The sequence below is a fragment of the Azospirillum sp. UFLA03-27 genome, from assembly GCF_059803775.1.
On the sequence record NZ_JAUQTX010000051.1, the window covers coordinates 1 to 14538 of the forward strand.

14 protein-coding genes are annotated in these 14538 nt (G+C 67.6%); 8 read left to right on the forward strand and 6 right to left on the reverse strand.

Translation table 11 applies throughout. The annotated features are described in order from the left end of the window. Positions 1 to 25: 25 nt before the first annotated feature. From Q4I23_RS10500 to Q4I23_RS10510, 3 genes are all read left to right on the forward strand, one after another. Positions 26 to 457 (forward strand): response regulator, encoded by a 432-nt coding sequence (locus Q4I23_RS10500; RefSeq protein ID WP_498526189.1) that lies wholly within the window; start codon positions 26 to 28, stop codon positions 455 to 457. A gap of 146 nt (positions 458 to 603) precedes the next feature. Further along, a complete protein-coding gene (locus Q4I23_RS10505; protein WP_498526190.1) occupies positions 604 to 792 on the forward strand; it encodes a hypothetical protein in 189 nt (62 codons plus the stop codon). 108 nt (positions 793 to 900) lie between these two features. Beyond that, positions 901 to 1866, forward strand: coding sequence for a hypothetical protein (locus Q4I23_RS10510; RefSeq protein WP_237907316.1), 966 nt, complete (start codon positions 901 to 903; stop codon positions 1864 to 1866). A 34-nt stretch (positions 1867 to 1900) separates the two neighbouring features. Here the strand turns inward: Q4I23_RS10510 and Q4I23_RS10515 are convergent, their stop codons facing one another. Then, the gene (locus tag Q4I23_RS10515) at positions 1901 to 2515 is read right to left on the reverse strand and encodes a class I SAM-dependent methyltransferase (protein ID WP_498526191.1); all 615 of its coding nucleotides are present in this window, start codon (positions 2513 to 2515) and stop codon (positions 1901 to 1903) included. Between the two features lie 159 nt (positions 2516 to 2674). Here Q4I23_RS10515 and Q4I23_RS10520 point away from each other — a divergent pair, with 159 nt between their 5' ends. Further along, the gene (locus tag Q4I23_RS10520) at positions 2675 to 3004 is read left to right on the forward strand and encodes a hypothetical protein (RefSeq protein ID WP_498526192.1); all 330 of its coding nucleotides are present in this window, start codon (positions 2675 to 2677) and stop codon (positions 3002 to 3004) included. Between the two features lie 27 nt (positions 3005 to 3031). Here the strand turns inward: Q4I23_RS10520 and Q4I23_RS10525 are convergent, their stop codons facing one another. Further along, positions 3032 to 3361, reverse strand: coding sequence for a hypothetical protein (locus Q4I23_RS10525; RefSeq protein WP_237907318.1), 330 nt, complete (start codon positions 3359 to 3361; stop codon positions 3032 to 3034). A 125-nt stretch (positions 3362 to 3486) separates the two neighbouring features. After that, complete coding sequence (locus tag Q4I23_RS10530; protein ID WP_498526193.1) at positions 3487 to 5097, reverse strand: ribonuclease J; 1611 nt, start codon at positions 5095 to 5097, stop codon at positions 3487 to 3489. Positions 5098 to 5641: 544 nt separating this feature from the next. Here Q4I23_RS10530 and Q4I23_RS10535 point away from each other — a divergent pair. Continuing rightward, a complete protein-coding gene (locus Q4I23_RS10535; protein ID WP_498526194.1) occupies positions 5642 to 6919 on the forward strand; it encodes a BON domain-containing protein in 1278 nt (425 codons plus the stop codon). 58 nt (positions 6920 to 6977) lie between these two features. Here the strand turns inward: Q4I23_RS10535 and Q4I23_RS10540 are convergent, their stop codons facing one another. Beyond that, positions 6978 to 8774: a glycoside hydrolase family 15 protein gene (locus Q4I23_RS10540; protein WP_454016601.1), complete on the reverse strand. Its 1797-nt coding sequence runs from the start codon at positions 8772 to 8774 to the stop codon at positions 6978 to 6980. Positions 8775 to 8950: 176 nt separating this feature from the next. Between Q4I23_RS10540 and Q4I23_RS10545 the strand changes: the two genes are divergently transcribed. Together Q4I23_RS10545 and Q4I23_RS10550 are read left to right on the forward strand one after the other, a co-directional pair. Beyond that, positions 8951 to 10453: a right-handed parallel beta-helix repeat-containing protein gene (locus tag Q4I23_RS10545; protein WP_498526195.1), complete on the forward strand. Its 1503-nt coding sequence runs from the start codon at positions 8951 to 8953 to the stop codon at positions 10451 to 10453. Between the two features lie 355 nt (positions 10454 to 10808). After that, positions 10809 to 11681 (forward strand): LuxR C-terminal-related transcriptional regulator, encoded by an 873-nt coding sequence (locus Q4I23_RS10550; protein ID WP_454016603.1) that lies wholly within the window; start codon positions 10809 to 10811, stop codon positions 11679 to 11681. Positions 11682 to 11741: 60 nt separating this feature from the next. On the opposite strand, the gene Q4I23_RS10555 is transcribed toward Q4I23_RS10550, so the two are convergent. After that, positions 11742 to 12500 (reverse strand): LuxR C-terminal-related transcriptional regulator, encoded by a 759-nt coding sequence (locus tag Q4I23_RS10555; protein ID WP_498526196.1) that lies wholly within the window; start codon positions 12498 to 12500, stop codon positions 11742 to 11744. Positions 12501 to 13206: 706 nt separating this feature from the next. On the opposite strand from Q4I23_RS10555, the gene Q4I23_RS10560 reads away from it, so the two are divergent. Further along, the gene (locus tag Q4I23_RS10560; RefSeq protein WP_454016605.1) at positions 13207 to 13980 is read left to right on the forward strand and encodes a response regulator transcription factor; all 774 of its coding nucleotides are present in this window, start codon (positions 13207 to 13209) and stop codon (positions 13978 to 13980) included. Here the strand turns inward: Q4I23_RS10560 and Q4I23_RS10565 are convergent. Then, on the reverse strand, positions 13949 to 14479 hold the full coding sequence (locus Q4I23_RS10565) for a DNA-binding response regulator (RefSeq protein ID WP_454016606.1): 531 nt from the start codon (positions 14477 to 14479) through the stop codon (positions 13949 to 13951). The two genes, Q4I23_RS10560 and Q4I23_RS10565, sit on opposite strands and share 32 nt — an antisense overlap. Between the last annotated feature and the right edge of the window lie 59 nt (positions 14480 to 14538).

The window sequence follows — 14538 nt, forward strand, 5'->3', positions numbered from 1 at the left end:
GTTATAGTCTCGTGGGCTCGGAGATGTGTATAAGAGACAGGCGGAGGCCACCCCGTCCGGCGACGGCCGGTTGGCCGTTCTGGTCGAGGACGACGTCATCGTCCTGATGGGGCTGCGGACCATCTTCCAGGAATGGGGGTACGAGGTGGCCGTCGCCGGTTCCGCCGAGCAGGCGCTGGAGCGGCTGCGCGGACTGAACCGCCGCCCGGACCTGATCATCGCCGACTACCGGCTGCGCAACGGCCGGATCGGAACGGAAGCCATCGTGAAAATCCGCGGGCTGGTCGGGTCATCGGTTCCGGCGATCATCCTGACCGGCGAGATCGGCACCGAGTGCGACCGCGACGCGGCGGCGCTCGGGCTGGCCGTGGTGCGCAAGCCGGTCACCCCGCGGCAGCTTCAAAGCGCCATCCAGGATCTTCTGAACCACAATCCGGTGAGACAGACCGGCGATTGATCGTCTTCCCCGACTGGAGAGCGGTGGACAAAAAGCGGACCAGCCTTGACGGGGCAGCGCCACTGCCCCATATTGTGCACTGCAACATAACGATAAGCCCTTTCCCGAGGGGGAGACGCCTTCTCAATCCTTTGAGGAGGTCCCTTATGAACACGCCTTCGACTTTCGCCTCCGCCCTTCCCTCCGAACGCGACCTGCAGCTCATCCGCCGCAAGGCCGCCCGGATGCGCGCCGACCATCTCCGGTCCCTGCTGGGCCGGCTGGCCGCGTTTCTGAAAGGACGGCCGGCCGACCTGAACCCCCACCGCCTGGATGGCGGCCGGGCCGCCGGTTGACCACGGACAGCCCTCATTTTTCCCTGATACAGCGACAGTAGCGCCCCGCAGGCGGTCCGCGACAGCGGCGCCTCGCGGGACGGTTGGTCTTTGGTTGGAGTTTTTCACATGCAGAAACGAGCGGTCGCCCTGGGCGGCTTCGGTGGGTTCAACCTGCACGGCGCGGGCGTGCTGACGGCGCTCGACCGCCTGGAGCGGATGCCCGACCTGTTCACGGTGACCTCCGGGCAGATCGTCGTGCTGGCCGCTTGGCTGCGCGGCGAGGACGTGCGCCGCCTGCTTCTTGAACACAGGGGGGCGTCCGGCGGGCTGCTCCAGGCCTGGCAGACCGCCCTGTTCGGGCACAAGGGCGTGTTCCGCCCGGTGCTGGGCGAGAACGCGCGGCGCTGGCTGGATGTCCCGCTGTCGCCCTCGGCGGTGCTGGAGCGGCTGATGCCGGCCCGCCAATACGCCCCGGTGCGCGACCGCGACACCGTGGCCGAGATCGCCCGCACCCTGAACGAAGCCGAGGTCGGCGTCGTCTTCAACACCTACGACTTCCGCTCCGGCAACGGGTTGCTGCACGGCAACGCCGCCGCCCGCCGCCTGATGGCCGGGGAGGTCGGGCTTGAGGACATCACCGCGGACGCGGTAGAAAGCGCCCTCTGGCTCTATCTCTACGGCTTCGAGGAGGCCCCCGGCGGGCTGATCGACGGCGCCTATCACCGCAGCATCATCCTGTCGGAACTGCACGGCTTCGACGAGGTGACGGTGGCCGCGCCCTTCCCCGTCTCCTGGATCGGGCCGGTGCCGCGCAACCAGTTGGAGGTGGAGAACTGGAAGATCCGCCAGTGGTTCGCCAACTCCTACAAGGCGGAGGTCGCGCGGCTGCGCCGGGTGATCGAGCTGATGGAGCGCGGCACGCTCAACGACCCGGCCTACCGCATCCGCTCGCTGACCGAGCTGCCGCTGCGCCGCCATTACGGCTACTTCGACTATTTCACGGAGAAGGCGGAGGTGTTCGACGACGCGCTCGCCCAGGCGCTCGGCCATTTCGGCGGCGGCCCGGCCCACGAGCAGCGGCGCGCCGGCTGACCGGCTGACCGGCTGACACGGAGGGCCCGGCGGCTCAGGCCGCGCGGGCCTCCACCAGCTTCACGCAATCGCCCATTACGAAGCGGCTGTCCACCGCTCCCATGCCGGCCTGCGGCAGATGACCCTCGTAGCCAGCGGTGTAGCGGGCACCGAAGGCGAAGCTCAGCCAGGGCGACACCACGCGCATCCACAACCGGGCCGCCGAGCGCTCCGACTGGGTGTAGTCGAGGATGCGCAGCGTCCCCCCCGGCTTCAGGATGCGTCGCATCTCGCGCAGCACCGGCACCTGAAGATCCTCCGGCAGGACGCAGAAGACGAAGGTCGCCACCACATGGTCGAAATGGCCGTCGGGGAATCCGGTGGCGGCCAGATCCATCACCCGGAACTCCACCGCCCGCCTCAGCCTGTCCGCCCGCTTGGCGGCGCGGGCCAGCATGGCCGGGCTGGCGTCCACCGCGGTTATCCGGGCGCCCTCGGGATAGAAGGGGATGTTGCAGCCGGTGCCAGCCCCAGCGTCCAGGATGCGCCCGGACAGGCCGCGGAACGTGCCCCGGCGCAGGCGCCGCTTCCACATCACCTCGTAACCGAGGTCCAGCGCGTCGTAGAGCGGGGCGATGCGTTCGTAGGTGCGCACATAACCGGTCTGCATGGTTCGAGACTCCCCCGAAGCGGCCCGTTCACACCGTGAGCGCCAAGGGCCGGAAGCGCGTTTTGCCTGTTCTTCCTTTCATAGCAGGCGAATGTGACGGATCATCGCGCCTGGGGTTCGAAGCCCGACAAACGGCCCGACAAACGGAATGGAGATGGCATGGATGCGCTGAACCCGGCGGCGGAGGCCCGCCGTCAGGCCGGACTGGAAATCCAGGCGCTGGCCGAGGATTTCGAACAGAGCGACGAGGCCGCTTTCCTGCGGATGCGCATCATCGGCGGGGTGGCGGCGGGGGTAGTGACGCTGGTCCTGCTGGTGCTGCTGACCGCGGGGGCGGACTGGCGCTATCTGTTCGGCTTCTGGGTGGTGATCGTCGGCTTCATCGGGATCGGCTACGCCGTGTCCGTCTACCGCCAGCGGCAGCAGACCGCGCGGCTGCGCGCCCTGGCGACCCGCTGGCTGAGCGGCGGAACCGTCCCGCCAGTCTGAGGGGACCGGCCTGAGGAAAGGGCCGGGTCAGGAGGCGCGCGAACCGCGGTGCTTGCGCCGGCGCTGGAAATTCTGGATGCGCTCGATCACCTCGCCCATGTCCGCCGCCTCCTCCACCTCGCCGAGATGCAGGAGGACGCGGATGTAGGTGTCGATCAGGCCGAGAACGGCCTCCTCGTCGGTCACGCCGTAGGCCGCCTGGCCCAGGGCATCGACGATCAGGGTCCCACTGTCGGCCAGCGCCTCGGCCACCTCGTTGATGGCGCGATCGAGGGCGGTGTCGTCCCCGTCCGGCGCTTCCAGCACCGGGTCGAGGATGTCGGGAAAGGAAAGCCGGTCGGCGGGATAGCCAGCCATTGGCAACTCTCCAAGAAAAAACAGGGCCGTGAACCGGCCCCTGGTGCGCGCGAACGGAGGGCGAGTGTCCCCCTTCTGGTGATTCGTGGCCCTATGAAACGTGACGGTGAAGGAGGATGGCCGCGTCAGGCGGCCATCGATTCCATGGCTTCGGCCAGGGCGTCCGCGTCCTCCGCGACGGGCAGACCCGTCCAGGGGATCAGCTCGCGCCCGGTGTTGGCGAGGCGCTTGGCCTCCATATGGCCGATCACCGCGGTGCCTTCCCGTGCGATCCGCAGGATGTCGCCGTCCTCCGGAACCAGCGCCCGTTCCACGCCGCAGGCGCGGGCAAGGCGGGCGTGGGCCTCCAGATGCTCGATGGTGCCGTGCACCGGCACGGAGAAGCGCGGGCGGATCAGGTCGTACATGCGGATCAGGTCGTCCCGCTTCGGGTGGCCCGACACATGCACCGGCGCATCGGCGGGGGTCACCACCGTCACGCCCTTGGCCTTCAGATGGTCCTGCACGTCGGCCAGCACCACCTCGTTGCCGGGAATGGCGCGGGCGGAGAAGATCACCGTGTCGCCGCTCTCCAGCCACAGCTCACGGTGGCCATCGCGGGCCAGCCGGCTGAGCGCCGCCCGCTCCTCGCCCTGGCTGCCGGTGCACAGGAACACGAGGTTCCGGCGCGGAGTCCAGGAGGCTTCCATGATGGAGATGAACTCCGGAGCCTTCTCCAGATAGCCGCTGGCGCGGGCCGCCTTCTCCATGCGCAGCATCGACCGGCCGACCAGCACCACCTTGCGGTCGTGGGCCGCCGCTGCCTCGGCCACCGCCTGCATACGCGCGACGTTGGACGCGAAGCCGGTCACCGCGATGGCGCCCTTGCGCCCGGCGAAGGCCTCGATCAGGCCGGCGCGGGCGTCCGCCTCCGACCCCGTGGTGCCGTCGACGTTGGCGTTGGTGCTGTCGCACATCATCGCCAGCACGCCGCGGTCCCCCAGACGCTTCAGCGCGTCCAGGTCCATGGTCGGGCCGACCAGCGGGTGCGGGTCGAACTTCCAGTCGCCGGTGTGCAGGACCGTGCCGGCCTTGGTGTGAATCGCCACCGACACCGGTTCGGGGATCGAGTGGGTGACGGTGATGGTCTCGATGCCGAAGGGGCCGATCTCGAAGGCCGCGCCCGGCTCGAAAACCCGGATGCGGGCGTGGCGCAGGCCGCCGGACTCCTTCAGCCGTTCACGGATGACGTGGGCGGCGAAGGGGGTCGCGTAGATGGGGCATTCCAGCCCCGGCCACAGATGGTGGATGGCACCGATGTGATCTTCGTGGGCGTGGGTGACGACCAGCCCGACCATCTCGTCCATCCGCTCCTCGATAAAGGAGGGATCGGCCATCAGGCTGTCGACGCCCGGCGCCTCGTCGCCCATGAAGGCGACGCCGGCGTCCACGATCAGCCATTTCCCGGCATGGCCGTAGAGCGCCATGTTCATGCCGATGCGCGAGCAGCCGCCGAGCGGGATGAACAGGATCTCGTCATTGCCCGGCACCGGGCCGGGAACCGGCGCGCCCGGCGGGCGGGTCGCCTTCGGGCGCTCGTAGGGCTTGGGGTTCTGGTTCTTCTGGAAACGCGGGCCGCCGGACTTGCCGCTGCGCACATCGCCAACAATCGTGTTCGGGCGGTTGCCGCCAAAATTCGAGTTCGGGCGGTTGCCGCCCTTGGGCGCCGCGCGGCGGCGCTTGTTATCAAACGTCATACGTCCTTCTTGCTTCACGACATCTCAGCCGGCATTCAACGCTGCCGGACGGGCGTGCATCGCGTGTCGATGCGGATCTCGGGGGTCTCCCCGGCCATCGGCGGCGCCAGGACCGTGGGGATGGGTCGAGGCAGCCGGCCGCACCGGCCAGGGAGAGCGGTGTTCGAGCCAGTAATCCAGATGACGACGCCGGTCAACCGCTGAATCACGACCCGGAAAAGGGTTCGCCGGTCGGTCACCCGAAGGTTACGGCCATCCGCCGGCGATGTTGCACATATGTTTCCTTCGCCTCGGCGTTCAAGGGGGCGCCATCGCCTGATTTTTTGCGGCCTTCGCGCATCGCGCTGGCGGGGGGCGCGGATGGTGGAATTGCGGGCGTTTGCGGGCTCCCGAGGGCGCCTCGGTTGGCTGGCCTGTGTGGAGCGCATGGCAAAGACACCACCAAAGACATGGCAAAGCCACCGCCGGTCCGCGATCCTTCGCCGCCTCCCCTGTTGTTTGCGGACGCCCGGCGAACGGGCACTGTCCAAATGGGGAGCATCCCATGTCCGACTATGAATCCAGGTGGAGGAACGACCCGGGCACCCGCCGCGACGACGATCGGTGGGAGCGCGACCGCCAACGCGGCGAAAGCCGCGAGTGGAGCGCCGGTTCGTATCAGAACCGTGGCCGTGATGAGTTCGGTCAATCGAATTGGGGCCAGTCCGGATCGGGCCAGTCCGGCCGTTCCGGCATGATGGGTGGCGGTGGCCGCCAGCCCGGCTACGGCTACGAGGGCCAGGGTCGCGAAGGCTTCGACTACGGCCGCGACTATTGGCGCCAGCAGGAAGGTCGGGGCGATTACGGTCAAGGCTCCTATGGTCAAAGCTACGGCCAGGGCACCTATGGTCAAGGCTCCGGCAATCGCGACTACGGCCGCGATTATGGGTCCCGGGGTTCCTTCGGCCAGGGCCAGCGCGACTGGCGCTCCCGCGAGGATCGTCAGAGCTACGAGGACCGTGGCGACTACGGCCAGGATTTCGGCTACCGTGGCGGCTTCGGACGTTCCGATTACGGCAGCGGAGCCTATGGCGGCCGTGATTACGGCAGCCGCGACTATGGCGGCATGGATTACGGGTCGCGCGGCACCGGAAACCGCGACTACAGCAGCCGTGACTACGGGAACCGCGACTATGGCCGGATGGGCTACGGTGGCGGCAGCGGCTACGGACGCAACGAGGAGCGCGGTTTCTTCGAACGGGCGGGCGACGAGATGGCCTCCTGGTTCGGCGACGAGGACGCGGAACGCCGCCGCCGCATGGATGCCCGCAACGACGATCCCGGCGCCCAGCACCACCGGGGCCGCGGGCCGCGCGGCTACACCCGCTCCGACGATCGCATCCGCGAGGATGTGAACGATCGCCTGACCGACGACCCCTACATCGACGCGTCGGAAATCGACGTGACCGTCAGCAATTGCGAGGTCACGCTGAGCGGCACGGTGGGCGACCGCCGGACCAAGCGCCGCGCCGAGGACATGGCCGAGACCATTTCCGGCGTCCGCCATGTGCAGAACAATCTGCGCGTCCGCGAGCGGACCTTCGGCGGCACCGGCACCACCGCCGGGGCGTCGGCGATGGCCGGGCTTGGCGGCACCGGGTCTTCCGGCACCGGCATGAGTGGCTCGGGGATGGGAAGCACCGGCATGAGCGGGTCCACAACGGGCACGTCCGGAACCTCCAGCACCTCCGGGACCGGCATGAGCGGTACCGGTATGAGCGGGACTTCCGGAACCACGGACAGCACCAGCCGCTCCAGCACCTCCGGCAGCACCAACCGCTGACCGTGCCCAACGCGCCCCTCCCGCCCTTACCGGTGGGAGGGGCTTTTCCTGTCCGCCGTCAGTCTCCATCCTTCCGCTGCTCCGCCGGCTTCTCCGCGCGGGTCAGGTTGAAGGCGGTGTTGATCAGCGCGATGTGCGAGAAGGCCTGCGGGAAGTTGCCGACCAGCCGCTTCGCCGTCGTGTCGTACTCCTCCGACAGCAGACCCAGATCGTTGCGCAGGGCGAGCAACCTGTTGAACAGCGCCTCGGCCTCTGCCTGACGCCCCTGGAGCACATAGACGTCGGCCAGCCAGAAGGAGCAGGCGAGAAACACCCCCTCCCCGTCGGGAAGCCCGTCGTCGGTCCTCTCCGTCCGGTAGCGCATGACAAGGCCGTCCTGAAGCAGTTCCCGCTCGATGGCGGCGACGGTGCCCTGGATACGGGGATCGTCCACCGGCAGGAAGCCTAGCATCGGCAACATCAGCAGCGCCGCGTCGACATGGCTGGCGCCGTAATGCTGGACGAAGCTGTTCCGCTCCTTCGAATAGCCTTTGGCACAGACATCGTCGAAAATGGCTCGGCGCAACGCTTTCCAGCGGTCCAAAGGCGCGTTCAGGCCGAACCTCTCCGCGCTCTTCACCATGCGGTCCACGGCGACCCAGGCCATCACCTTGGAATGGGTGAAGTGCTTTGCGCCGCCGCGCACCTCCCAGATGCCTTCGTCGGGCTGGTCCCACACCGATTCCATGTGGTCGAGCAAGGCGCACTGGACCTGCCAACCTTCCGACCTGATCTCGATGCCGCGCATCCGCGCCTGATGCGCCGCGTCCATCATCTCGCCATAGACATCGAGCTGGAGCTGGGGAGCCGCGGCGTTGCCGATGCGGACCGGGCTTGCCCCCTCGTAGCCCGGCAGCCAGGGCACCTCCCATTCCAGCAGGCGCCGCTCCCCGGCGATGCCGTACATGATCTGGATCTGCTGCGGGCTGCCGGCGATGGTGCGCAGGCCCCAGTCACGCCAGTCCCGCGCCTCCTGAAGGTAGCCGGCGTTCATCAGCGCCAGCAGGGTGAGGGTGGCGTCACGCAGCCAGCAGTAGCGGTAGTCCCAGTTCCGCACCCCGCCGAGTTGCTCGGGAAGGGAGGTGGTCGGCGCCGCGACGATGCCGCCGGTCGGACGGTAGGTGAGCGCCTTAAGGGTAACCAGCGAGCGCACCACCGCGTCCCGCCAGAGGCCGCTGTAGGTGCAACGCCCGCTCCACTCCGCCCAGAAGCGCTCGGTCTCCGTCAGCGCTTGCTCGGCATCGACTGGCTGCGGCAGCGGCAAGTGCGAGGGGGAATAGATCATCACGAAGCTGATGCTCTCGCCCTCCGTCACGGTGAAGTCGGCGACGGTGCTCATGTCCTCGCCGTGGATCGGGGCGCTGGTGTGCAGGACGACCATGTCCGGCCCGGCGATGGCGCGCAGGGTGTGCGGGCCGATCCGCGTCACCCACGGCACGACGTGCCCGTAACCGAAGCGCAGGGTCAGGTCCATCCGCATGGCGACACGCCCGCGCCGCCCGCGCAGGATGCGTACGATGTCGGACGCCTCGCCACGCGGCGGCATGAAGTCGATCATGGTGACGGCCCCCTCCGCCGTCTCGAACTCCGTCTCCAGGATCAGGCTGTCGCCGCGGTAGCGCCGGGTGGTGTGAGCATCTGGATCGCTCGGGCGCAGCAGCCAGCGGCCGTTCTCCGGCGTGCCCAGCAGTGCTGCGAAGCAGGCGTCGGAATCGAAGCGCGGCCAGCACAGCCAATCGATGGAACCTTCGGCGGACAACAGGGCTGCGGTCTCGCAGTCTCCCAGAAGGGCGTAATCCTCGATGCGGGAGGCCATGACACGCTCTCGAACGATTGGGGGTGCCTTTGGGCAACGGCCTGTGACCGCTCCGGTTCCCTCCGAACGAGAACCGGAAGCGACGAAGGTCGATCGTCCGGTTTGACGATTCTGGCTGCCGGACCCGCGTGTTAGCATTTTCGCCCATCGTTGCAGGACGACGCATCGAGGCCACCATGGATACCGGACGCGCCCCGCCCCGGCGGCATGCCTGCCACCCTGCCCGCCTTGCGGCGGCATTCCTGCTCGCCGGTCTTCCGATGATGGCGACGGGAGCGGAGCCCCCCACCGTCTCGCTGCGGCCCGGCGCCGACATCCAGACGGCGGTGGACCGCCATCCCCCCGGCACGCGCTTCCGGCTGGAGGCGGGCATCCATCGTTTGCAGTCGATCGTTCCCAAGAATGGCAACCGGTTCGAGGGCGCCCCTGGCGCGGTGTTGAGCGGAGCCCGCCGGCTCACCGCCTTCGTCCACCGCGGCTCCATCTGGATCGCTCGCGGGCAGACGCAGGAGGGCCGGGTCAACGCGGCGGAGTTCTGTCGCTCCGGCTTTCCCCGCTGCGCCCGCCCGGAGGACCTGTTCATCGACGACGCGCCGATGCTGCATGTCGACAGCCGGTCCGCCGTCGGGCCGGGGCGCTGGTTCTTCGACTACGACGCCGACGAGATCGTGATCGGCGACGATCCCACCGGGCGGCGGGTGGAAACCAGCGTCACCGCCCGCGCCTTCGGCGGAACCGCGTCGGGCGTCGTCATCCAGAATCTGACCATCGAGAAATACGCCGCCCCCATCCAGGCCGCCGCCGTGGACGCGGAATTCGGCCCCGGCTGGACCGTCCGCAACAGCGTCCTGCGCCTGAACCACGGCGTCGGAGTCAACGCCGGCAACGGCAGCCGCATCCTCGACAACCGCATCCTCGACAATGGCCACGCCGGCTTTTCCGGATCGGGAACGGACTTTCTGATCGCCGGCAACGAGATCGCCCGCAACGGCTATGCCGGCGTCGATTTCCATTGGGAGGGCGGCGGCGGCAAGATCACCGAATCCGGCGGCGGCGGACTCATCCGTGGCAATTGCGTCCACGACAATGTGGGCGCCGGAATCTGGGCCGACATCGATGTGCACCGGTTGGTGATCGAGGACAATCTGGTCTTCGGCAACGCCGACAACGGCATCACCTACGAGATCAGCTACGACGGGGTGATCCGCAACAACCGGGTCGCCGACAACGGGCAGCGCGGCCAGGGCTGGTTCTGGGGCGCCCAGATCCTGATCTCCAGCGCGCGGGGCGTGAGGGTCTACGGCAACGACATCGACGTGCCGAACGGCTACGGCAACGCGGTGACGGTGGTGTCTCAGGACCGCGCCCCCTACACCCCCGCCGTCGGCAACGAGATATTCGACAACCGCATCGTCATCCGCAACGCCGACGCGCGGGTCGGCGCCGTCACCGACGTGGACGCCGACAACGCCGTGGTCGCCGCCGGGAACCGGCTTTACGCCAACCGCTACTATCTGGCAGACCTGAAGGAGCGAATCTGGTTCTGGAACGACGCGGAGGCCGACTGGAACGCCATCCGTGCCCAAGGTCAGGAAGTGGGCGGTATCGTCAACGCCGGCATTCCACAGAAAACGCCGCTGAGCTGCCCTTCCACGGCCCCTACGGACAATGTTCGATGATCTTTCCTTCCCCCAACTCTTCCATAAAGAGAAAGATCTAATCAAGTCATCACGCGTAGGTTTCCCTGCCACTGTTACAGTTTTGAAAAAGTTACTAATTTGGAGGTACTTTGCGGATATCCGCGCACAGTATTATGATCTTGTTTGCGATTGACGGTCAAACGCGGCTGCGATGTTATTGGATCGAAGCGGTCGTCCAGGCCTCTTGCAGCAACGCCTCCGCGCTTGATCCGTTTCCATTGATCGAATAGGGCCAAAGTCTTCGCGCCGGTGATGTCGGCGGCGACGTTGGCGACGATCCTGGGCGGTTCCCTGCGGCGGCGTGTCCATGGCGTGTGGCTGAGGGAGATTTTGTATGTTGCCGTGCAAAGACGGAACGCGCCTGCCCAACGCCTTCCGCCGCGCCCCATCGGTCACATCCTTCGCATCCAACCACATCCTGGCCGCCACGCGCCTGACCGCCGCCCCGATGAACGACTCCGGCTCGTTCGGGTCCTATTACCGGATGTCCGGAGGAGCGCGGCCGCTGGGGGAGGACCAGAGCGTCACCGCCATCCTGCACGACGAAACGCCGCTGACGCGGGAAAGCCTGTCCACCAGCCTCAACCTGTGCGGACGGGGAGTGCGGGTGCTGACGGCGGCGTCGCTGGCCGACCTGGAAAGCGTGGTGCGGCGGGACGGAGCGCCGGATGTGGCTCTGGCCAATTTCAGCGGGCGGCTCGCTTCCGATCCGGATTTCCGGCCGAGGCTGGCCGAACTGCTCGCCGTCCTGGACGGCATCCCGCTCATCATGCTGTCGGATTCCGACGAGACCTCGACGGCGCTGGAGGCCATCCGCCAGGGTGCGCACGGCTACATTTCCACCACCGTCGGCCTGACCATGGCGCTGGAGGCGATCCGTCTGGTCGCGGCGGGTGGCATCTTCGTTCCGGCACCCATCCTGCACCGGTTGATCATCGACCAAGCCGGGTTGACGGACCCGATGCTTCACGCCGCCTTATCCGTCCCGGAGCCCGCAGCCAACGGCAAGCCCCATCTGACGCAACTGACCCCGCGTCAACTCGCCGTCCTGGAATGCCTTCAGGAAGGCAAGCCGAACAAGGTCATCGCCCATGAGTTGGGAATGCGGGAAAGCACCGTGAAAGTGCATGTCCGGAACATCCTGCGGCGGCTCGGCGCCACCAACCGGACGGAAGCGGTCTGCCGCGTCATGCGCGAAGACAACTGAGCGCAACACAAAAGAACGGCGCGGCGGGATCCCGCACCGTTCCATCACGGGACCGACCGATCAGGGCTGGTTCGATTCCAGGACCGTGCCGCGGGACAGATGGGCGTGCGCCATGAAGGCGGCCTCCGTCCGGTTGGTGGCGCCCAGCTTCTTCAGCACGTTGCGCACATGGGCCTTGGCGGTGTTCTCGCACATGCCCAGCATGTAGGCGATCAGCTTGTTCGACTTGCCCTCCCGCATGCAGGTCAGCACGGCCATTTCCCGCGGCGTCAGCCCGCCGATCCGGTCCGTCGCCGGCAGGGAAGCGCCCGACGGCGGGGTCTGCGGAACGGCGATGCCGCCCGGCACCGGCGCAATCAGCGATTGCAGGGAGGTGGCCGGCACGAAGGTTCCCCCCGCGGCGACCAGCCGGATCGCCTCCAGCATGACTCCCAGCCCGAGGTTGGGCACGATGTAGCCGCGTACGCCGAGGCGCAGGCTTTCCAGGATCATCCCGCCGTCGTCGCGGTCCGAAATGAGCACCAGCGGCACCGGCAGGCAGGCCGACACCGCGTCGCGGATGGCCGCGCACAGACCGTCGTTCAGGCCCATCTGCGCACCGATGTTGCACAACACGACCTCTGTCCGTCCGTCCCGCGCCAGGACTCCCGCGGCGTCCTTCAGCGAGGCCACCGATCGCACGGTCATGTCCTGGCACAGCGTGCCGAGGCCAAGCGAAAAGCAATCCCGAGTGAGGCTGTTCGGGTCCGCCAGGACCACCGAAATCCCTGGGGCGATCCCTGGAGCGATCCCCGATTGCTGCTTGATGTCCGTCGTCATCCGCTCCCCCTTTTGGTTAAACGCCATTTTTCGCACCCCTCAAACCGGTGTGGAGGCCTCAGCCCGCCCTCATCGGCAAAAGGGTTTCAATTTTCGGGTAAGCGCGTCCGCTCGCGGATACTCGGAAAGATTTCACTTTCTTCATTTTCAGCGCCTTTCCCTGCCGACCAGATGGATTGTTTGTGTTGGAAGATCATCAGGAATGCTTGCGCGGTTTGCATTTGATGCTTTCAACGTTACCAGAACATCCGGTCCGGTAAATACGCACTTCGATGCAGGGTTGTGACCGGTCGACGTTTTATTCCGTACCTATTCCGGCGCCCATGACGCCTCTCCTCGCAGGGCGCGTACGCCTTTGTGAGGATGGGAGCGGCGTGGCGTGCTTATGCAACCCTATCCCGCAGCCGGGACGAGGGAAGCCGCCATCCGCCTCCTTCTGCTTTGCGACCAAAAGAACAGGCCCGAATGGCACAAGCCGGAGAACAGCGCCCTCTGACCAATGGAAAGGCCACAAGGACAAGACGGTGCGCTTCCGGAGGGCGATCATCGAAACCTCTCCTGAAGACACAGGATTCAAACGAAAATACTTCAAATAGGAGGTAAAGACAAAGTCCGACGTAGTTATTTCTGCGCGGGATTGACGTTGACGAGCGCTTGGGTGCAGCGCAGCATAAGGCCAGGGAAACGGGGTCGGGAGATAGGCTTCATGGGATCGAGCGGGAAGGCGGTTTCATCGCCCCGCGCCGCCGCGCGCGGCCCAGGTCCGATGAACGGGCGCCGGGCCATAGCGGCCCTTCTTCTGGACGAAACGCCGTTGACCCGTGAAAGCCTGTCCACTGGCCTCAGCCTGCGTGACCCGAGCCTGCAAATGCGGACCGCGGCATCGCTGGGCGAGGCGAAGGCGATGCTTGCCGCCGGAACGCCAACCGCCGTCGTGCTGTGCAACGTCGTCAGCCTGACTCCGCCGAACGGCAGCGTCCTGGCGACGTTGCGCAACGTTGCCGGCGCCTTCGGCGGCACGCCGCTGGTCGTCCTGTCCGACGGGGAAGAGGCGGACCTGCCGTTGGAAGCCAGCCGACTGGGCGTGCGGGGGTGTCTGCCGACCAGCGTCGGCCTCGCCGTCGCACAGGAGGCTCTTCGTCTGGTCGCGAGCGGCGGCACCTTCTTCCCCTCCCCCTTCCTCCACCGCCTGATGCAGCATTGCGAGGCGGCGGCGGACGAACCGCCCGCACCGCCCGGCGGAGCGGCGCTGACCGCGCGTCAGCGTGGCGTTCTGCAACGGCTGCGCGAGGGGAAATCGAACCGCGTCATCGCGCAGGAGTTGGGGATCAGCGAGAACACGGCGAAGGTCCATGTGCGCGGAATCCTGCGGGCGCTAGGCGCCTCCAACCGCGCCGAGGCCGTGCGCAAGGCGTGGCAACCCGCCGAGCCTGCTGTTCCGCAAGCGCTCAGCCAGGATCGGCGCCGGGATCGGGACTGACCGTACCGCCGCCGTGGATCAGCCGCAGGGCGGCGATCACCTCGGCCAGCGGCATCCGTCCGCTCAGCACCCCGCGCAGACCGAGACGCGCCGCCGCCGCGGTCACCGCCGCGCCGGGCCGGTCGGCCAGAACAGCCACGGGGGGATGGGACCCGCCTCCCGACAGCGCATCCAGAAGCTGGCCGACGCCGCCCTTGGCCGGATCGGCGCGCCCGATGCTCACCAGAACCACGTCGGCGCCGCGCAGGACGGCGGGAAGGTCGGCCAGCGCCGCGGCGCTGCGCCGGTGGCTGACCGCCACGTCCGGCGCGAAGGCGTTGATGGCGGCGGCGAGGCTTTCGCCGAATAGGGAGCGGTCGTCGATCAGCAACACGGCGATCGGTGTCCGCCCGCCGGTTCGCCCGTCCGGTTGCGGAGGAACGGCGCCGCCCCGCGCGCCGGAGGGCGCACGGGGCATGAACTCTCGACGGATGCCGGCCAGCGCGTCCAAGCCAATCATGGCTGTGTCTTTCGGAATCGGGAGATCCCAGCCGGCCCCCGCGCGGGGCCGCCGCCGCC